General features: G+C 70.4%; 20 protein-coding genes. 16 read left to right on the forward strand and 4 right to left on the reverse strand.

The window, feature by feature from the left end:
* The first annotated feature begins 35 nt into the window (after nt 1-35).
* Nucleotides 36-953, forward strand: a complete 918-nt coding sequence (locus tag VZL07_RS20640; protein WP_426749281.1) for a serine/threonine protein kinase — start codon at nt 36-38, stop codon at nt 951-953.
* 1 nt (nt 954) lies between these two features.
* Nucleotides 955-1,434, forward strand: a complete 480-nt coding sequence (locus tag VZL07_RS20645; RefSeq protein ID WP_426749283.1) for a hypothetical protein — start codon at nt 955-957, stop codon at nt 1,432-1,434.
* 4 nt (nt 1,435-1,438) lie between these two features.
* Here the strand turns inward: VZL07_RS20645 and VZL07_RS20650 are convergent, their stop codons facing one another.
* Nucleotides 1,439-2,785 carry a hemolysin family protein gene (locus VZL07_RS20650; RefSeq protein WP_426749285.1) on the reverse strand — a complete coding sequence of 449 codons (1,347 nt, stop codon included), beginning with the start codon at nt 2,783-2,785 and terminating at the stop codon, nt 1,439-1,441.
* Between the two features lie 54 nt (nt 2,786-2,839).
* On the opposite strand from VZL07_RS20650, the gene VZL07_RS20655 reads away from it, so the two are divergent.
* The 6 genes from VZL07_RS20655 (at nt 2,840) to VZL07_RS20680 (ending at nt 7,195) form a co-directional block, all read left to right on the forward strand.
* On the forward strand, nt 2,840-3,619 hold the full coding sequence (locus tag VZL07_RS20655; protein ID WP_426749287.1) for a pilus assembly protein N-terminal domain-containing protein: 780 nt from the start codon (nt 2,840-2,842) through the stop codon (nt 3,617-3,619).
* 103 nt (nt 3,620-3,722) lie between these two features.
* Nucleotides 3,723-4,718, forward strand: coding sequence for a hypothetical protein (locus VZL07_RS20660; RefSeq protein WP_426749289.1), 996 nt, complete (start codon nt 3,723-3,725; stop codon nt 4,716-4,718).
* 71 nt (nt 4,719-4,789) lie between these two features.
* Nucleotides 4,790-5,026 carry a PAAR-like domain-containing protein gene (locus tag VZL07_RS20665; RefSeq protein WP_426749290.1) on the forward strand — a complete coding sequence of 79 codons (237 nt, stop codon included), beginning with the start codon at nt 4,790-4,792 and terminating at the stop codon, nt 5,024-5,026.
* A gap of 270 nt (nt 5,027-5,296) precedes the next feature.
* Nucleotides 5,297-5,797, forward strand: coding sequence for an imm11 family protein (locus tag VZL07_RS20670; protein ID WP_426749292.1), 501 nt, complete (start codon nt 5,297-5,299; stop codon nt 5,795-5,797).
* A 13-nt stretch (nt 5,798-5,810) separates the two neighbouring features.
* Complete coding sequence (locus VZL07_RS20675; protein WP_426749294.1) at nt 5,811-6,395, forward strand: imm11 family protein; 585 nt, start codon at nt 5,811-5,813, stop codon at nt 6,393-6,395.
* Between the two features lie 17 nt (nt 6,396-6,412).
* A complete protein-coding gene (locus VZL07_RS20680) occupies nt 6,413-7,195 on the forward strand; it encodes a hypothetical protein (RefSeq protein WP_426749295.1) in 783 nt (260 codons plus the stop codon).
* 49 nt (nt 7,196-7,244) lie between these two features.
* Here VZL07_RS20680 and VZL07_RS20685 read toward each other — a convergent pair whose 3' ends face one another.
* The 3 genes from VZL07_RS20685 to VZL07_RS20695 all read right to left on the reverse strand — a co-directional run bounded on the left by VZL07_RS20685 (nt 7,245) and on the right by VZL07_RS20695 (nt 9,667).
* The gene (locus VZL07_RS20685) at nt 7,245-8,027 is read right to left on the reverse strand and encodes a hypothetical protein (RefSeq protein WP_426749296.1); all 783 of its coding nucleotides are present in this window, start codon (nt 8,025-8,027) and stop codon (nt 7,245-7,247) included.
* 92 nt (nt 8,028-8,119) lie between these two features.
* Nucleotides 8,120-8,824 carry a leucyl/phenylalanyl-tRNA--protein transferase gene (aat, locus tag VZL07_RS20690; RefSeq protein WP_426749298.1) on the reverse strand — a complete coding sequence of 235 codons (705 nt, stop codon included), beginning with the start codon at nt 8,822-8,824 and terminating at the stop codon, nt 8,120-8,122.
* A gap of 12 nt (nt 8,825-8,836) precedes the next feature.
* A complete protein-coding gene (locus VZL07_RS20695) occupies nt 8,837-9,667 on the reverse strand; it encodes an LEA type 2 family protein (RefSeq protein ID WP_426749299.1) in 831 nt (276 codons plus the stop codon).
* A 68-nt stretch (nt 9,668-9,735) separates the two neighbouring features.
* Here VZL07_RS20695 and VZL07_RS20700 point away from each other — a divergent pair, with 68 nt between their 5' ends.
* The 8 genes from VZL07_RS20700 (at nt 9,736) to VZL07_RS20735 (ending at nt 17,684) form a co-directional block, all read left to right on the forward strand.
* Entirely contained in the window at nt 9,736-10,374 is a 639-nt protein-coding gene (locus tag VZL07_RS20700; protein WP_426749300.1) for a hypothetical protein, read from the forward strand.
* Nucleotides 10,375-10,486: 112 nt separating this feature from the next.
* Nucleotides 10,487-10,678, forward strand: coding sequence for a hypothetical protein (locus VZL07_RS20705; RefSeq protein ID WP_426749302.1), 192 nt, complete (start codon nt 10,487-10,489; stop codon nt 10,676-10,678).
* Between the two features lie 260 nt (nt 10,679-10,938).
* Complete coding sequence (locus tag VZL07_RS20710) at nt 10,939-13,074, forward strand: TonB-dependent receptor domain-containing protein (RefSeq protein WP_426749303.1); 2,136 nt, start codon at nt 10,939-10,941, stop codon at nt 13,072-13,074.
* Between the two features lie 38 nt (nt 13,075-13,112).
* Entirely contained in the window at nt 13,113-13,784 is a 672-nt protein-coding gene (locus VZL07_RS20715) for an HmuY family protein (protein ID WP_426749304.1), read from the forward strand.
* A 27-nt stretch (nt 13,785-13,811) separates the two neighbouring features.
* Nucleotides 13,812-14,900: a hemin-degrading factor gene (locus tag VZL07_RS20720; protein WP_426749305.1), complete on the forward strand. Its 1,089-nt coding sequence runs from the start codon at nt 13,812-13,814 to the stop codon at nt 14,898-14,900.
* Nucleotides 14,897-15,796, forward strand: a complete 900-nt coding sequence (locus VZL07_RS20725) for a heme/hemin ABC transporter substrate-binding protein (RefSeq protein ID WP_426749306.1) — start codon at nt 14,897-14,899, stop codon at nt 15,794-15,796. Before VZL07_RS20720 ends, VZL07_RS20725 begins: the two co-directional genes overlap by 4 nt.
* Nucleotides 15,793-16,884 carry a FecCD family ABC transporter permease gene (locus VZL07_RS20730; RefSeq protein WP_426749307.1) on the forward strand — a complete coding sequence of 364 codons (1,092 nt, stop codon included), beginning with the start codon at nt 15,793-15,795 and terminating at the stop codon, nt 16,882-16,884. Before VZL07_RS20725 ends, VZL07_RS20730 begins: the two co-directional genes overlap by 4 nt.
* Nucleotides 16,881-17,684 (forward strand): heme ABC transporter ATP-binding protein, encoded by an 804-nt coding sequence (locus VZL07_RS20735; RefSeq protein WP_426749308.1) that lies wholly within the window; start codon nt 16,881-16,883, stop codon nt 17,682-17,684. Before VZL07_RS20730 ends, VZL07_RS20735 begins: the two co-directional genes overlap by 4 nt.
* The last annotated feature ends 206 nt before the right edge of the window (nt 17,685-17,890 follow it).

The following is a 17,890-nucleotide window of genomic DNA, read 5'->3' on the forward strand; positions in this document are numbered from 1 at the left end:
TGGGTGCGGACGGAAATTCGCAGTAATGTTGTGCCGTGGCGGATGCTCCGGACCTGGGTGGTTACGAAGTGGTCGGCCGGTTGGCGGTGGGCGGCATGGCGGAGGTGTACCAGGCGAGAGCCCGGGTCACCACACAGCGCTCACCGGGCGAACCGGACGAGATTGTCATCAAGCGACTGCACCCGTCGTTCCGGAGCGACACCGCGTACGTCAAATCCTTCGTCGACGAGGCGAAGCTGACCGTCCGCCTGCGCCATCCGAACATCGTCCGCACCTACCGGCTGTTCAAGGCGGGGCCGGACTACCTGATGGTGCAGGAGCTCGTGAGTGGCCGGACGCTCGGCTACATGCAGGAGCTGCTGGTGAAGGCCGGCGCGGCGATGCCGCCCGAGTCGGCCTGCTACATCGCGTGGTGCCTGCTCAAGGCGCTGGACTACATCCACCGGGCGAAGGTGGGGGAGAACGGCGCCACCATCGTCCACCGCGACGTCAACCCGGCCAACCTGCTGCTGGGCGTCAACGGTGACGTGAAGCTCACCGACTTCGGCGTGGCGGAGGTGGAGGGGCTGATGCGCGGCGACTCCGGCGCGCTGCGCGGCACGCTGCCATACATGAGCCCGGAGCAGGTGCTGGGCCTGCCGGTGGACGCGCGCACGGACCTGTACGCGGTGGGCATCATCCTCTGGGAGCTGTGGGCCGGCCGCCGCCTCTTCGCGGGCGAGCACGAGGCGGAGCTGATGCACAAGGTGCGCGACGCGCGGGTGCCGCTGCTGTCGTCGGTGTCGCCGGAGCTGCCGGACTACGCGGTGCAGGTGGCGCGCAAGGCGCTCTTCGCGGACCGGGCGCGGCGCTTCCAGACGGCGGCGGAGTTCCTCAAGGCGCTGGAGTCCCTGGCGCGGCGCGCGGGCTGGCCGTTGACGGTGGATGCGCTCCAGCCGCTGCTGGGGGGCTGAGGTGCGCTCGCGCCGGGCAGTCATCTGGGGACTGCTGGCCAGCGGGTTGCTGTCCGGGTGCCTGGGCTCGGTGCCCTTCCGGCCGCGCGCGTATGACGAGGCGGTGCGCGTGGTGGGCTTCCAGGTGGACTTCCAGCCGGACGGCACCGGCGTGCTGGACCTGGACCTGGAGGTGAAGAACCCCGCCTCCGACGCGGCCACGCTCGCCGCCGTGGACTTCACGCTGCGGGTGGACGGGCGCCGGGTGGCGGTGGGGATGCAGCAGGTGGCGGCGCCCCTGGCCGCGGATGGCCGCGCCCCGCTGCGCGTGCTCTTCCCGCTGGCCAGCGCGCGGACCCCGGGCGCGACGGAGCCGGTGCGCCGGCGCGTGCAGGTGGAAGGCGGCGTGGTGCTGCGCTTCGGCGGCACCGAGCGGCGGGCGCCCTTCCAGGCCGAGCGCGTGCTGCCGCTGACCTGGGTGCCGCCGCTGGAGGGCGGCTGAGGCCTCAGCTCTTGATGGAGGCCTGCTCCTCGCGGCCCTGCTCGCGCGACAGGCCGTCCTTGGTGGTGATGCCCGACTTCACGCGCGTCATCCGCACGCGGTCGATGCGAGGGCCTTCCTTGGAGGCGACCACGAACTGCCAGCCGCTGTAGGCGAAGCGCTCGCCCACGTCCGGCAGGTGGCCGGCCATGGAGGAGAGGAAGCCGCCCAGCGTGTCGAAGTCGCCCTCCGGCAGGGGGAAGCCGAACGTCTGCGTGAAGGCGTCCACCTCCAGCGCGGCGTCCACCAGGAAGCTGCCGTCGGCGAGCTTCTCCACCTGCTTCTCCTCCACCTCGAACTCGTCGCCGATGTCGCCGACGATTTCGCGGAGGATGTCCTCCAGCGTCACCACGCCCATGAAGCCGCCGTACTCGTCGACGACGATGGCCATGTGAATCTTCTGCTTCTGCATGTCCCGCAGCAGGTCGCCGATGGGCTTCATCCACGGCACGAAGTGCGCGGGGCGGATGATGTCGTGCAGGACGATGAGCTCGGGGTGCTGGAGCAGGGGGATGATGTCGCGCGCGTGCAGCACGCCGATGACGTGGTCCACGTCGTCCCGGTACACGGGGATGCGCGAGTGGTTCTCCTCGGCCAGCAGGCGCAGCAGCTCTTCCGGAGTGACGGTGATGTCCACCGTGACGACCTCGGTGCGTGGCACCATGACGTCGCGGCAGCGCTTGTCGGACAGCTCGAAGATGGAGCGGATGAGCTGCGGGGCGCTCTTGTCGACCTCGTTCTTCGCGGCCTGGGCGGCCAGCAGCTTCTCCAGCTCCTCCAGCGGAGGGGGGGGCGGCTCGAAGCGCAGCGTGCGGCCGAAGGTGCGCGCCATCAGGTTGAGCACCACCATGGCCACGCGCATGGGGGGGTACAGCACGGCCACCAGCAGCGACACCAGGCCTGACAGCCGCAGCGCCCAGCGCTCCGGGTTGCCGTTGGCGAGCCCGCGCATGGTGACGTCCATCAGCGTGGCCAGCACGCCCACCAGGAGCGCGCCCGCGGTGACGGTGGCCAGCTGCAGCCAGGCCGTCTCGCCGTAGCGGCTGAAGTCCAGCATGCGCGGCGGGACGAAGGCGCCAATGGCCGCCGCGAGGAAGCCGCTGAGCACCATGCCCAGGCGGAGCGCCGTGGCCACGGGCTCACGGTCTGTCTTGTGACGAAGCACCCGGCGGGTCGCGCGGCCGGGCTGCGCGTCCGCCAGTTCCTGTGCGCGCAGGTCGGACACGCCATAGAGCGCGGACTCCGCGGCGGCGACGAGTGCCCTGACGAAACACAGCGCCAGGCAGGCGACCCAGAGGGTCCAGGTAGGCATAGAGCCACGTTCTTATCCCGTGCTAAGGGTCCACACCACTGCGCTGGAGCCCTGATGTCCGCTCGCATGTACGCCGTTGGAGCACTCCTGGCCCTGCTACTGCCGGCGTTCGCCGGTGCGTGGCCGGTGGACCTGGTCGTCCCCCTGGAGCCCGGGAAGGAGCGCTTCCACAAGCTCGACACCGTGGACTGGGTCCAGGTGGCGGACGCCTCCGTCGCGGAGGCGGAGCTGCTGACGGGGAGCAACGAGCTGTTGCTCACCGGTCAGAAGGAGGGGCGCACGCTGCTGCTGCTGTACGCGGGCGGCCGCTTCGCCGTGTGGCGTCTCGTCGTGGGCTCGCCGCCCCCGGAGGACCCCGCACCGCGGCTGGCGGCGGCGCGCAAGGCGTGTCCGGATTTGAACGCGACGAGCGGCACGGAGCGCTCCCTGAGTGCTTCCGTGAAGGACTCCGCGTGCAGGCGGGCGTTGCTGGAGCTGTTGAAGACGGACGCCTATGTGGCGCGGGAGCTGGAGCTGACCTTCGACGTGAGCGTCCTCCAGGAGCAGCTCGGGTCGCTGGGCGAGGGGCTCCAGCCGCTGGGCCTGGAGGCGCGCTACAGCGGCGCGGGGGTGGTGGTGTCGGGCTCGGCCACGGCGGAGAATCACCGCAAGGCCCTGTGGGAGTTGTTCCACCGCTCCGTGGGCCGCGTGCCGCTGGACGACCAGATTCAGGAGGTGAAGCCGCCCGAGCCCACCGACGCGGGGACGCTGGACGCGGCCACGCCGGTGGCGGCGCCGGAGCGCGAGATTCCGGTGGAGGTGCTGCCTCCGCCGAAGAAGTCGCGCAAACGCTGAGGCCTTCGCCTTGGCGTGCCGCCGGCATGCGGTATGAGGGGAGGTCCCTGACCTCGTCGCGGCGCGCGTGACGGCCGCGGCCTCTTCTTCGAGGAGGAGCCCGATGCAGCTGGCAGTCCGGTTGACCACGCAGGCGTGGGTGTGGACCCTGGCGCTGCTGATGCCCCTGGCGGCGCCCGCGCAGTTCGATGAGGTGGACTCGTTTCCGCCCGCCGAGCCCGAGCGCGGCTGCCCGAAGCGCCCGGATGTGGTGCCCTTCACGGCGGGCAACCTGGTGGGGCTCGGGGGCATCGGCTGGCTGGCGCATCAGGCCGTCATCCCCGAGTCGAAGGACCGCTACTTCAAGGAGTTCGAGCGGGACCGTCCGGGCGTGAAGCCCGTCCCCGAGGAGGACGTCCGCAAGCTCGGCGCGCCGGACCCGTCCGTGCCGCTGTGGGTGTTCGGCAAGGCGGATGCGGCACCCTGCCGCGCGGCGCCGGTGACGTGGTGGGCGGTGCGCATGGGCACGGACGCGGACCGAAAGACGTACCTCATGGCCGAGCTGAAGGTGGAGTGCGAGGTGCTGCCGCCGGGCCGCCTGTCCGGTACGCCGGTGGCGCTGCGCCAGAAGGACGCGCCCACGGGCTGCAAGCTGCGCCGCGCCGATGACAGCTCCACCAGCGAGGACGGCCGCGGGCTGCCGCTGGACCTGTCGGACGTGGTGCCCGAGCGCACGTGCGAGGCGCCGGAGTGCACGCGCAAGTGGGAGATCTTCAGCAGCCGGTGGGACGACGGCAGCGCCGTGTTCGACATCGCCGCCTCGTGGATGAAGCGCGACGGGAAGAAGGACCCCTGCGAGTGGGCCACGGAGGACTACACGGCGCTGCTGCTGCGGCGGGCCGGGGCGCTGGTGCCCGTGCCCCTGCGCTCCGGCGGTGCCTACTTCGGCGCGCTCTACGACAGCACGGGGCTGCGCACCGTGCTCAGCCGCAACCTGGGCGTGCTCAACGTCCATGACGCCGCGAAGCCGAAGGCGGCGCCGAAGACGGTGCGCTACGGCAGCCCCACCGAGGAGGAGCTGGCGAACGCGAAGCGGACGCTGTCGCCGTGCAAGCAGTAGAGGCGTCGGGTTTGAGCCCCGTGAGCGAACCGGGAGATGATCTCCACTCGTGTGCCCTGAATGGGGGAGTCATGGCCAATACGGTGGGCGTCAACAAGATGTCCGTGGAGTTTCCAGATGCCTGCAAGGCGCCCAGCCTGGCGGGCCCCATCCCTCTGTCGTATGCGAACGTGGCGCGCTCCGCGGATGCCGCCCAGGGCAGCAAGTCGGTGACGGTGGAAGGGAATCCCTTGTGCTTGAGGGACTCGAACTTCAGCAACAGCACGGGGGATGAGGCCGGAATGGCGGGGGCGTCGTCTCTGGCCTGACCAAGCCTCAATACGGAGCTGTCTCTCCGGCTCAATGGCATGTTCAAGCACAACCTGGCTCGAAAGGGCGCTGTTTGGGCCGCGGCCAAGGAGGAGGCGAAGAAGAGCAAGTCCAGGAATAAGAAGACAGGGCCCGCTCCTGACGGACACCTGGACACCAACGCGCCGCAGAATGGGGGCTGCTGATGCTTATGAACTATTTGGAAGGCGGAGTCCGCGGATGGCGCGGTCATTGATGCATTGCCTGAGGGCAGCCCCGAAAACTGGAAGATGCACAAGGGTGAGCGGCTGGAACGGCAGTTTCCACTCGGGGGGAAAGTCTCCTTTTCAGATCACTTCCCCGAACGACGGAAATTGTATGACTTCGTCCGAAACACGCTGGGGGTGCTGCTGGTCTCCTCACGGGTGCATGAGGTCCTGAGGGAAGCGCGCGTGGATAATGTGGAGTTCCTGCCGGTTTCCATGTGTGATCATCAGTGGAATCCAGTGTCGGAGGATTACGGAGTCCTTAATGTGCTGGGTTCTCAGGAGGTGATTGATATGGAGAAGTCCAAGTACAGGATGGATCGCATTACAAAGAAGGAGATTGCCCGTCTGAGCAACCTGGTGGTGGCTCATGAACGGCTGGATCCCAATGTTGGGCTGTTTCGCGCTCGAAACATGATGGAACTCATCCTGATGTCAGAACATGTCCATGAGGCTTTTCTGGCAGCAGGTTTGACGGGCTTCCGGGCGCATCCTGCCGAAGGCTTTAGCGACATGTTTGCATGAGTCACCCTGGCCGATGAACTACTGGGTATTGAGGGCTGAGTCGTCCGATGGGGCCATCATTGATGCTTTGCCCAAGGACAGTCCGACCAATTGGAAGTTCAGCACTGGCGAGCCACTCGCACGGGGCTTCCCTGCTGGGGGAAAGGTGTCGTTCTCGGACCACTTTCCGGACCGGCGTAAGCTCTATGACTTCGTGCGAAACACCGTCGGTGTTTTACTGGTGTCATCACGTGTGAAGAAGGTAATGGAGGACCTGCAAGTCGATAACTTGGAATTCCTTCCGGTGACCATGTGCGACCACCAGTGGAGTCCGGTCGCTGAGGGGTATGGAATCCTCAACGTGTTGGGCTCCCAAGATGTCATTGACTTGGAAAAGTCAGATTGTGACATCGACCCAATAACGAAGAAGGAAGTGACTCGGGTCGGCAATCTGGTTCTGACCCAGGGAAAGATCGACCCGAAGGCCGACATCTTCCGCGCCCGGAACATGATGGAGCTCATTCTCATCTCGGACCGGACCAAGAGTGCCTTCGAGCAGGCGGGACTGACGGGCTTCCGGGCTCATCCCGCTGAAGGCTTCGACGACATGTTCGCCTGAACCGGGGAGGAGGCAGCGTGGCAAAGCTTGCGGCCCTGCGGGAGGACTCCGGGCGGGCCATTCCGCAGTTGATGCGTCAGGTCGAGCCCACCGCGAGCCGGGACGTCCTCGTGCGGACCGTGGAGGAGCTCTGCCTCCACTTCCACGTCGTGGCCGTGGCCACCCTGCTCGTGGATGGCAACCCGCAGGGCTTCTTCCTGAACCTGTGCCGCGCCGCCGAAAACTGGAGGCGATTGCTCACGCATTGCCGCCTCAAGCAGTGGGCACTCCCTGCTTCACGCTACATGGAGCCGCTGCTCGGCGCCGTCGCGGCAGGACACTGGACGCTCGCGCGACAGGTCGCGGAGCTCTCCGAGTCGCGATGGCTGCCAGACGAGGAGTACCGCTCAGAGCACGCGCGTGCCCAGCTCTTCCATGCGCTGGTCTCGCCCGGCACCCGGGACGCCGTCATCCCAAGGGTGGAGGCGTTGGAGGCACTGGAGCTCGAGACAGAGTCGGACCGAGTGGCCTGCGCCCGAGCCCTGCTCGATGGCGACGCAGAAGCCTTTTCCGAGGCGTTCAAGCACGCGGTGCTCGTGCACGGCGAGGACATCGAGAAGCGCGCGAAGCTCTTCACGACTCCCGTGACGCGCTTCGCGCCCAAGCGAGCCATCTGGTTGGAGGGCCTCGCCTGGCTCAGGCTCTCCGAGCGCGCGGGCATTGCGGCCTACGACGAGCACTTCCGGTACTGCCCGCCGCTGGCCCGCACGCCCATGACGTCTCATTACGCCGGGGACTGGGTCGTTTCCCTTGGCCCCTGAGCGCCGCGGTGCGCCCCCGGCCGTCCGTGGCGCCTCCCGAGTGGGGCGGCTACAGCTCCTGCGACTGCTCCACCTTGCGCCGCTCGGAGCGGACCGCCAGCTCCTTGGACAGGTAGGGCTTCATCCTCACGCTCTGGTACTGGAGGGTGAGGCTGCGCTGCCCGGGCTCCTGCCGGCCGGTGAGCAGCAGCTCCGTCTCGGCGTCCTTCCACGTGTTCTGCAGCTCGTAGTCGATGGCCGCCAGCGTGACGTCCTCCCGCGCGTTGGCCTCCCACTGCCGCTCGACGGAGCCCACCGGCGGGGTGACGGGCCGGACACCCGAGCGCGCCGCGTGGTAGTTCGCCGAGGCCTCCGAGAGGTTGTTCGCCATCTGGACCAACGCGAGGTGGTGCGCAGCGTCGAGGGCTGAGTCACTCCGGGAGGCCGGCTTGCCGTACTTCAGGGTCAGGAGCTCGTCCAGCGCCCCGAAGTTGCCGCGAACGGCGCCGGACGTCTGGAAGTGCAGTGTGACTTCGGCGAGCTGGCCGTCGGCGAACACGTAGTCGATGACGGCGAGGCGGCCCGCCACGGTGCCGAGGGTGCGCAGGTCCCCCCAGGCATTGTGGGCGACGGCACCTGGCGCCACGGCGAGGACCTCCTCCCGCGTCATGCCCCACCGGGTGGCCTGGAAGCCCGTCTTGCTGCGGTATGCCTGACGGGCGCCCAGCTCGCGCTCCTCATCCGCGAGCCGGATGGCCGAGCGGCGCTCGACGAGCGCCTGGTGCTTCGCCGACGTCCCGCAAGCGGTGGTGACGAGACAGAGGGGCAGCAGAAGGGTGGGGCTCCAGCGCATGGGGCGGCTCCTCGGGCATAGGGGTGTCGCGGTGACGTCCCGCCGCTCCAGATATTCAAAGGGCCGCCCCGATTTCCGAAAGCGCTGGACGCTCAGGGGTTTGAAGTCACACCTTCCGTCCACTTCCCGCGCCGCGTGGGCTCCTTCAGGGCCCGGGCGAGCGCCGTGAGGAAGCGCCTGCGGGGCCAGTTCTCCGCGCCGAAGCGGGCCAGGTGCTCCGTCTCCACCTGGCAGTCGACGAGCTGGAAGCCCCAGTCCCGGAAGCGCTCCACGGCCGTGACGAAGGCCACCTTCGAGGCGTCCGGTGCCTGCGCGAACATGCTCTCCCCGAAGAAGGCCGCGCCCAGGGACACGCCGTACAGGCCGCCCTTCAGCTCGCCCTCCGCCCACGCCTCCACCGAGTGCGCGAAGCCCGCCTCGTGCAGCGTGACGTAGGCCTCCAGCATCTCCTCCGTAATCCAGGTGCCCGTCTGGCCGGGGCGCGGCACCCGGCTGCACTCGGTGATGACGCGCCGGAAGGCGGTGTCGTAGCGAACCTCGTAGACGCCGCGGGCCATGGTCTTGCGCAGGGAGCGGCCCACATGGAGCGTGTCGGGCGTCAGGACGAAGCGCGGGTCCGGCGAGTGCCAGAGGATGGGCTCGCCCTCGCTGTACCAGGGGAAGATGCCGCGGGCGTACGCCGCCAGCAGGCGCTCCGGGCGCAAGTCACCTCCCACGGCGACCACGCCGCTCTTGTCGGCGCGCTCCGGAGGAGGAAAGAGCTCCGGGTGCTCGTCACTCAACAGATAGATGGGCACAGGTGTGCCACTCTACCGGGAGACGTTCAGCTTCACCTCTCCCGTCAAGGAGTAGGGGACCCGCAGCAGGGGCCCCGTCACCTCGCCCGTCACGCCGTAGGGCAACAGCCCCTTGGCGATGAGCGCCTTCACCTCCGGGCCCCAGGTGTCCTTCGTCACCGCCAGCTCCACGGGGTAGACGCCGGTGGCGGCGGCGTCCACGGTGTCCGCCTTCGCCAGCGTGCCGCTGTCCAGCGTCTTGCCGGCCACGGTGGCCGTCCACGTCAGCCCCTCCAGCTTCAGCGGGAAGGGGTTGGGGTTGCGCACGCCCAGCCGGAGGTTGAGCTGCACCTCCTCGTTCGAGTAGCGCGCCCCGTCCAGCTCCTCCACCACCACCGTGGGCAGCCGGGGCACCCGCGCCGCGCGGCTGGCCGCGAAGGGAATCGCCTCCTCCCGGTCCCCCGAGCGCACCACCAGCGTGCCGCGCAGGGCCAGCAGCAGCGTGCCGCCCTGGCTGCTGAGGCGCGCCAGGTCCTCCGGGCTCTTCACATAGGGCGCGCGCTCCTCGAAGGAGACGTCCGCGGGGGCGCCCGGCGTCAGCGGCACGTCCAGCTTCGCCGTGCCCGTCTTCACCACCTGCCCGTCGGCGACGAGCTCGTACTCCGCGCGCTCCACCACCCCCTGAGCGGGGCTGGCCACCTGGGCCTGGTAGCGCAGGGTGGCCTCGGTGAGGCCCTGGGAGGTGACGAGCGTCTCCTGCGTGGTGAGGACCGCGGGGCCGGCGGAGCGGACGGGGGCCGAGGCGCACCCGGCACACAGGGACAGCACCACGGCCAGTCGGAACATGGGCGAGGGCAAGCGCATGACGCTAGACAATGTGGCCACCCCCGGAAGCCCCCTCAAGGGCTTTTCCGCTAGACTGTCCACCACCTGTGGCCCGACGCCGCCCCAACTTCAACAAGACGCTCCGCTCCCTCATCCGGGACATCGCGGCGAAGATGCCGGAGTTCGGGCATGTGAAGGCGGGCCGCATTCTCGTGGTGGCCGGAGAGGCGCGCCGGGCCTCCCGGGGCACCGTGAAGCCCCTGTGCTTCCGCGGCGGCAAGAGCACGGACCGCACCGGGCGCCGCAAGCCCATCATCCGCATCCGGGGCAAGCGGATGCTGTACTGCATCACCCTGCGGCCGCTCTTCTTCCGGGGCTCCACCGCCCAGGCCCGCGTGGAGACGGTGATTCACGAGCTGTTCCACCTGTCGCGCCGCTTCGACGGCACGCTGCACTCCGGCCGGCGTCATGCCGTGCTCGGCCGGAACTTCTCTCGCAAGCTCAAGCCGCTGGTGCGCCGCTACCTCAAGCTGTGCCCCCCGGAGCTGCTGGCCGCCATGGCCCACTCGGGAGAGGTCCGCATCCTCCAATGGCTGGAGCGGCCCGGCCACGCCTATGTCCCCGGCACCCACCGCCGGGTGCGGAAGGTCTACACCGAGGACCAGCTCTACTCCGGCGTGGCGCGCATGGTGACGCCCAAGGTCCGTCTCGCGCGCGACACCTCCGCCCGCCCCAAGGTTCACTGAGCGGCAGTCTCTCCCTGCACCCGCGTTCGCATGGGAACGGTTTTTTCGCCAATCGTTTGACTTTGAGAATCAGTATCAATATCGTCACTGCCGTTTCGAACCAGGAGCGGTGATGCGCGACGGTTGCCACGGTCAAGGCGGGGCGGAGGAGCTGCGCTGCATGTGCGGCAGCCTGCTGGCGCGGTTGGTGCCGGAGGGCGTGGAGCTCAAGTGCCGCCGCTGCCACCGGACGCGGGTGGTGCCCCTGGAGCGGACGCCGCCGGATGGCGGTGGTGGTGCGCAGGTGAGCGGCCAGGGCCGCTGACGTGTGAGGAGTTCCCGGGCGGCAGGCCCGGGTGCAGTGAGGTCTGTTTCCTGAGGCCCGAGGCCATTGAGCCCAGCGCCCTACAGGGCCTTCCGCGAAAGGCCCCCCGGCCTTGCGCCGGAGGACGCAGCATGTCGTGGCGTGGGTGTTTGCTCTTCGTGGCCTGTGCCATGCCGTGGACGGCATGGGGCGGTGGCAGTGAAGCGCCTGCCGGTGGGGCGGCTTCCCGCGAGGTTTCCACCAAGGAGGCCTCGCCTGGCGTGCAGGCGACTCAGGAGGGTGTGCCGCTGGCACCGGGCGACGCGCAGCCGGCTCAGCGCGTCCAGCCCGCCGCTCAGGCGGCCCAGGCGGGTGCCTCGCCGGGCGTGACGCCTGATGCCCAGCCGGTCCAGGCCGATGCGCAGGTCGTTTCGTCCGACGCGCAGCAGGCCACGTCCGCTGCGCCGCCGGAGGCCCCGCCTGACGCGCAGCAGGCCACGTCCGCTACGACGCAGGAGGCCCCGCCTGACGCGCAGCCAGCCCCATCCGCTGCGCTGCCCGAGGCTCCGGCGAGCGTGGAGGAGCTCCCGGAGGCGCGCACGGTGGTGACGGCGTCGCGCTCGCCGGAGCGGCTCGAGGACTCGGCGGTGGCCACGGAGGTCATCACCCGCTCGGACATCCTGGCCAGCGGCGCGCGCGACGCGTCGGAGCTGCTCTCCGCGCACCCGGGCCTCCAGGTGGTGCAGACCTTCGCGGGCTCGACGGTGCAGCTCCAGGGCCTGGCGCCGGAGTACGTGCTGGTGCTGGTGGACGGGGAGCGCGTCGCCGGCCGGGTGGCCGGAAGCGTGGACCTGTCCCGCCTGTCCACCGAGGACATCGAGCAGGTGGAAATCGTGAAGGGCCCCTCGTCGGTCCTCTACGGCAGCGACGCGGTGGCCGGCGTGGTGAACCTCATCACCCGGCGGGCCCGCCGTCCGCTGGGCGCCGAGCTGCGCGCCTCCTACGGCTCCATGCAGCGGCTGGAGCTGGACGCCACGGGCGAGGCGAAGGGAGACAACTGGGGCCTGCGCCTGAGCGGCGGGCTCGCGCGGCGGGACGCGTACCACCGGGACCCGACGAGCATCGGCACCACGGGCAGCAGCCTGGATGGCATCGATGTCTCCGCGGGCGGCGACCTGCGCATCAGCGAGGGCACGGCGCTGCAGGCCAACGCCACCTATGCCCGGCGCACGCAGCGCGGCGTGGACCTGGGCGTGACGGGCGCCATCTTCGACCGCGCGAGCCGGGACGACTCGCTCTCCGCGCGCCTGTCTCCCTCGTGGAAGCTGTCCAATGGCGCGACGCTGCGTGTGGACGGCGCGTATGCGTGGTTCAACCGCCGCTACCTCCGGGACCAGCGCCGCTCCAACGCGCTGGACACCATCGAGGACACGCGCGAGCAGCAGGGCCGCCTCGGCGCGCAACTGGACGCGAAGGTGGGGGACTCGCATGCCTTCGTGGCGGGCGCGGAGCTGCTGGGCGAGTGGCTCCAGGCGGACCGGCTGGACGAGGACGGCACGGGCCAGCGCGGCCGCGTGTCGGTCTACGTGCAGGACAACTGGACGCTGGTGCCGCGCCTGAAGCTGACGCTGGTGCCGGGCGCGCGCGTGGACACGGACACGCAGTTCGGCACGGCGGTGACGCCCCGACTGGCGGCGCGCATGGACCCGGTGTCGTGGCTCACGCTGCGCGGCAGCTACGGCTGGGCGTTCCGGGCGCCGGGCTTCCAGGAGATGCTGCTCGACTTCGAGAACCCCACGGTGGGCTACATGGTGCGCGGCAACCCGGACCTGCGTCCGGAGCGCTCGCGCAGCTTCAACCTGTCGGTGGAGTGGAAGCCCGGGCAGTCGTCGCTCTTCTGGGTGAGCGCCTTCCAGCACAACCTGCGGGACATGATTGGCGTCTCCACGGAGATGTCCGGTCCGCAGCAGCTCTTCACCTACGTGAACGTCGCCCGGGCGCGCGTGCGTGGCGGTGAGGTCGGCGTGCGCCAGCAGCTTCCCGGCCGCATCTCCGCGGAGCTGGGCTACACGCTCACCGACGGCCGCTCCGAGGACACGGGCCTGGCGCTGGAGGGGCAGGCCCGTCACCGGCTCACGGCGCAGGCCACCTGGCGTCACCGCTCGTCGGGGCTGGAGGCCTGGGTGCGCGGCGCGCTCGTGGGGCCGCGTCCCTTCTACCCGGACACGGACGGCGATGGCGTCGCCAACCCGTACGAGGCCCGCACCTACGTCACCGTGGACGCCCGCCTGGGCTGGCGCATGAGCGAGGAGCTCCAGTTCTTCGTGCTGGGCACCAACCTCGCCAACGCGGGCAACCCCACGGACCTGCCCATTCCTCCTCGTGCCGTCCAGGCCGGCATCTCCGCCCGGCTCTGACGCTTCCTTCCCAACTCACCCGCTCTCAAGGAGCCATCATGTCCCGATTCCCTTTCCATTCCTCGTTCCTGGGCCGCGCCGCCGCCACCCTGCTGCTGGCCGGCTCGCTGTCCGCTTGCGGCGATGACCTCGAGCTGCCCCCCGATGAGACGGAGAACCCCGACCCGCAGGCGGGCACCCACATGGCGCATGTGGACAACGGTGACGGCTCCTACACCACCACCGTGAACGCCACGAGCAGCGCGGAGTGGATTGGCCTGGACCTGGACGAGGGCGCGCAGGTGAGCGCGACGGAGGACGCCGTCTGGGACCTGGCCTTCATGCGCTTCAACGTCCGCACCCGGGGCGGGGTGAGCGGCACCGGCGACGTGGCGGTGGCGGTGCTCACGGAGACGGACTTCGAGCAGGTGACGCAGGCGCCGGCGGATGGCTACGTCGCGGATGCCGAGGATGGCCCGGACCGCGGTGAGGACCCGGACAGCGCCTTCCAGATGGGCGATGGCTGGTACGCCTATGACATGACGACGCATGCCCTGACGGCGCGTCGCAATGTGTACGTCGTCCGCTCGGACGCTGGCGACTACTTCAAGGTCGCCATGCAGTCCTACTACGACGACGCGGGTACCCCCGGGATGCTGTCTTTCCGCTGGGCGAAGGTGCCCGGCCCTGCCTCCGGCGGAAGCGCCGTGGCCCAGCCTTCGCAGTACTGAGCTCCTCTCCACTTCCAGGTGTCCACCATGATTCAGACCGCGAACTCTGAAATCGTCACCGAGCCCTCTCGACTGCGCCAGCGCTGGCAGGCGCTTCGTGAGGAGCAACCCCGTACCCGCATCCGCGACGCCGCCGAGCAACTGGGCGTGAGCGAGGCTCAGCTCCTCGCCACCGGCCTGGGCGACACGGTCGTCCGGCTGGACCTCCGGCTCGACGCGCTCCTGCCGCGCATCGAGACGCTGGGGCGGGTGATGGCCCTCACCCGCAACGCGCACGCCGTGCACGAGAAGCGCGGCACGTGGCGCAACCTCGAACTCCACGGCAAGCAGGGGCTGGTGCTGGACGAGGAGATTGACCTGCGCCTGTTCTTCTCGCGCTGGACCTTCGGCTTCGCCATCCGCGAGCCGCACGGCGACGGCATCCGCCGCAGCATCCAGTTCTTCGACGCGTCGGGCATGGCCATCCACAAAATCTACGTGGAGGAGGCCGGGCGCGAGGAGACGTTCGACGCGCTGGTGAAGGAGTTCACCCACGCGGACCAGTCGCCCGTGCTCGACATCGTCCCGGCCAAGGCCGCGGCGGCGCCCAAGCCCGACAGCGAGATTGACGCGAACGGCCTGCGCGAGGGCTGGCGCGCGCTGCAGGACACGCACGAGTTCTTCGCCCTGCTCAACCGCTTCAGCGTGGCGCGCACCCAGGCGCTCCGGCTGGCGGAGCCGGAGCTGACCACCGCGGTGGCGCCGAGCGCGCTGACGTGGGTGCTGGAGAAGGCGTCCGCCACGGCGCTGCCCATCATGGTTTTCGTGGGCAACCCCGGCTGCATCCAGATTCACACCGGCCCGGTGAAGAACGTGAAGCCCATGGGCCCGTGGATGAACGTGCTGGACCCGGGCTTCAACCTCCACGTCCGCGCGGACCATGTCCACTCGGCGTGGGTGGTGCGCAAGCCCACGCGGGACGGCGTCGTCACGTCGGTGGAGCTGTTCGATGAGGCGGGGGACAACATCGCGCTCATCTTCGGCAAGCGGAAGCCGGGACAGCCCGAGTCGCCCGAGTGGCGGGCCCTGGCGGAGGAGCTGGCCACGGCGCTCCCCGCGCGGGAGGTGGCGCGATGAGCCGCTCGCGTGGATTGTCGGTGCTCTTCCTGGCGGTGGCCTCGCTCGCGCACGCGGCGGCGCCGGCGCCCGCGAAGCCGCAGGCCGCTGCAGCCGTGGCGCCCGTGAGCGCGGCGAAGCTGGTGACCATCGGTCCCGCCGTGACCGAGACGGTGTTCGCCCTGGGCGCCGGGGGCCAGGTGGTAGGCGTGGACGACACCAGCCTCGCGCTGGAGGTCGCCCGGAAGCTGCCGAAGGTGGGCTACCAGCGGGCGCTCTCCTCGGAGGCCATCCTCGCGCTGGGGACGTCGCGGCTGCTGGCCTCGGAGGAGGCGGGACCGCCGGGCGTGCTCGAGCAGCTCAAGACCGCGGGCGTGGACGTGGTGGTGCTGCCGAACAAGCACACCGTCGAGGCCACCCACGAGCGCATCCGGACGGTCGCGAAGCTCCTGGGCAAGGTCGAGCAGGGTGAGGCCCTGGTCAAGCAGCTCGACGCGGACCTGCGCAAGGCCACCGAGCGGACGGCGGCGCGCAAGGAGGCGAAGCCGCCGCGTGTCCTCGCGCTGTACGCGCGCGGGGCCAACGTCCTCATGGTGGCGGGGAAGGGGACGGCGGCGGGCGAGCTCGTCACGCTGGCGGGTGGCGTGAATGCCATTGCCGGCTACTCGGGCCACAAGCCCCTGACGGCGGAGGCGGTGGTCGAGGCGGCGCCGGACTTCATCCTCATGCCGGCCAGCTCCCTGGAGCCGATGGGCGGCGAGGCGGGCCTGTCCCGCACGCCGGGCCTGTCGCAGGTGCGCGGCTGGCGCCTCATCACCGTGGATGACGTCCACTTCATGGGGCTCGGCCCCCACCTGGGCCAGGCGGTGAGCCGCCTGCAGGATGGGTTCGCTTCGCCGGCACGGGGCAGCAAATGAGTGCGTCGGGGATTGCGCCCGTCTCCGCCACCTACCCTTCCCGGGAGCAGCACCTCCCGCCAGCGGCTCCACGCCCGTGGCTGCTGCTGACGGTGCTGCTCCTGGCGGTGGTGCTCCTGTCGCTCGCCGTGGGCGCGGTGCCAGTGCCTCCCCTGGCGCTGGCGGGCAGTCTGCTGGACCTGGTGGGCCTGGACATCGGGCACCAGCTCGAGTCCGTGCAGCAGGCGGTGCTGATGTCCATCCGCCTGCCGCGCGTGGTGCTCGGCATCATGGTGGGCTCGGTGCTGGCCACCTGCGGCGCGGCCCTCCAGGCGTTGTTCCGCAATCCGCTGGTGGAGCCCGGCCTGCTGGGCACCTCCAGCGGCGCGGCGCTGGGGGCGGTGACGGCCATCGTCATGGATGTGACGCTCAGCGCCCATCTGGGCTCGCTCCGGATGCTGGCTGTCCCCGGGGCCGCCTTCCTCGGTGCCCTGGGGGCGACCCTGCTGGCGCAGCGGCTGGGCGCGGGCGGCGGTCGCACGGAGACGGCCCGCATCCTCCTGGCGGGCGTCGCCGTCAGCGCGGGCGCGGCCGCGGGCATCGGTCTGCTCACGCAGATGGCCACGGACGCGCAGCTCCGCTCCATCACCTTCTGGAGCTGGGGCAGCCTGGGCGGCGCGTCGTGGGACGTGGTGGGCGCGGCCACGCTGCCGCTGCTCGTCGCGCTGGCCCTGCTGCTGCGCGAGGCGCGCACCCTGAACCTGCTGCTCCTCGGGGAGCGCGAGGCGTGGCACCTGGGCGTGGACGTGGAGCGGCTCAAGCGCCGCCTCATTCTCGCCGCCGCGCTGGGCGTGGGCGCCGCGGTGTCCGTCTCCGGTGTCATCGGCTTCGTGGGCTTGCTGGTGCCCGCGCTGCTGCGGCTGGCGCTGGGGCCGGACCACCGTCGGTTGCTGGGGGCCTCGGCGCTGCTGGGGGCCTCGCTGCTGGTGGGCGCGGACCTGCTGGCGCGCACGGCGGCCATCCCCGCCGAGCTGCCCGTGGGCGCGCTCACGTCCGTGCTGGGCGTTCCCGTCTTCATCGCGCTGCTGGCGCGAAAGGGGGCCGCATGAGCCTGGAAGTCCGAGGCGTGGAGGTCTGGCGCGGCCGGGGCCGGACCTTGGGTCCCCTGGACCTGTCCGTCCAGCCTGGCGAGGTCCTCGCCGTCGTGGGGCCGAATGGCGCGGGCAAGTCCACGCTGCTGTCGGCGATGACGGGCGAGCTGCGTTGCACGGCGGGCGAGGTGCTGCTGGAGGGGGTTCCACTGGAGCGGTGGCGTCCGCTGGAGCGGGCGCGGCGGCTGGGCGTGCTCCCCCAGGAGTCGTCGCTGGGCTTCGGCTTCACGGCGCTGGAGGTGGCGCTGCTGGGCCGCAGCCCCCATGCGAGCAAGCGGGAAGGCAGTGCGGACATGACGGCCGCCGTGGCCGCGCTCGACGCCACCGACACGCGGCACCTGGCGTCGCGCTCGTACCTCACATTGTCCGGGGGCGAGCGGCAGCGCGTTCAACTCGCGCGGGTGCTGGCGCAGCTCTCCGAGCCGGTGGAGTCCGGACACCGCTACCTGCTGCTGGACGAGCCGACGGCGAGCCTGGACCTGGCCCACCAGCACCTCGTGCTGGAGGCGGCGACGCGCTTCGCCCAGGAGGGCGGCGCCGTCCTCGCCGTGCTGCACGACCTCAACCTCGCCGCGCGCTATGCGCACCGGCTGGCCGTGCTCGCCGAGGGCAGGGTGGTCGAGGTGGGCGCGCCGGCGAAGGTCCTGTCTCAGGAGTTGGTGGCCCGCGTCTTCGGGCTGCGGGTGCAGGTCGTCGACTGGCCGGGTTCGCCCGGCCCCCTGGTCATCCCGGAGGGCCGCGCGCCGCTTCCGACCTGAGCGCTGGTTTCAGCTCCTCGCGGGAGACGTCCTGCGCGCCCGGTGCCCCTCCACACCTTGCGCGATGGGAAAGGACCTCTCCCGCGGGGAGCGCCGTCCGCGCGCTCACGCCTTGCCAGGCGCGCCGCGCCAGCAGGCGGTGGGACGGCCTGGGCCTCAGCCATGTCCGAACAGCAAGCGCGTGGACCGCCTCGGGGAGGCCGAGC

Source organism: Pseudomyxococcus flavus, from assembly GCF_050038885.1.
In the GTDB taxonomy this organism is placed as follows: domain Bacteria; phylum Myxococcota; class Myxococcia; order Myxococcales; family Myxococcaceae; genus Myxococcus; species Myxococcus flavus.

Bases quoted from the DNA above. Each gene is read 5' to 3' on its own strand.
- VZL07_RS20650 (WP_426749285.1), bottom strand. From the start codon at position 2,785: ATGCCTACCTGGACCCTCTGGGTCGCCTGCCTGGCGCTGTGTTTCGTC.
- VZL07_RS20655 (WP_426749287.1), top strand. From the start codon at position 2,840: ATGTCCGCTCGCATGTACGCCGTTGGAGCACTCCTGGCCCTGCTACTG.
- VZL07_RS20660 (WP_426749289.1), top strand. From the start codon at position 3,723: ATGCAGCTGGCAGTCCGGTTGACCACGCAGGCGTGGGTGTGGACCCTG.
- VZL07_RS20665 (WP_426749290.1), top strand. From the start codon at position 4,790: ATGGCCAATACGGTGGGCGTCAACAAGATGTCCGTGGAGTTTCCAGAT.
- VZL07_RS20670 (WP_426749292.1), top strand. From the start codon at position 5,297: ATGCACAAGGGTGAGCGGCTGGAACGGCAGTTTCCACTCGGGGGGAAA.
- VZL07_RS20675 (WP_426749294.1), top strand. From the start codon at position 5,811: ATGAACTACTGGGTATTGAGGGCTGAGTCGTCCGATGGGGCCATCATT.
- VZL07_RS20685 (WP_426749296.1), bottom strand. From the start codon at position 8,027: ATGCGCTGGAGCCCCACCCTTCTGCTGCCCCTCTGTCTCGTCACCACC.
- VZL07_RS20695 (WP_426749299.1), bottom strand. From the start codon at position 9,667: ATGCGCTTGCCCTCGCCCATGTTCCGACTGGCCGTGGTGCTGTCCCTG.
- VZL07_RS20705 (WP_426749302.1), top strand. From the start codon at position 10,487: ATGCGCGACGGTTGCCACGGTCAAGGCGGGGCGGAGGAGCTGCGCTGC.
- VZL07_RS20715 (WP_426749304.1), top strand. From the start codon at position 13,113: ATGTCCCGATTCCCTTTCCATTCCTCGTTCCTGGGCCGCGCCGCCGCC.
- VZL07_RS20720 (WP_426749305.1), top strand. From the start codon at position 13,812: ATGATTCAGACCGCGAACTCTGAAATCGTCACCGAGCCCTCTCGACTG.
- VZL07_RS20725 (WP_426749306.1), top strand. From the start codon at position 14,897: ATGAGCCGCTCGCGTGGATTGTCGGTGCTCTTCCTGGCGGTGGCCTCG.
- VZL07_RS20730 (WP_426749307.1), top strand. From the start codon at position 15,793: ATGAGTGCGTCGGGGATTGCGCCCGTCTCCGCCACCTACCCTTCCCGG.
- VZL07_RS20735 (WP_426749308.1), top strand. From the start codon at position 16,881: ATGAGCCTGGAAGTCCGAGGCGTGGAGGTCTGGCGCGGCCGGGGCCGG.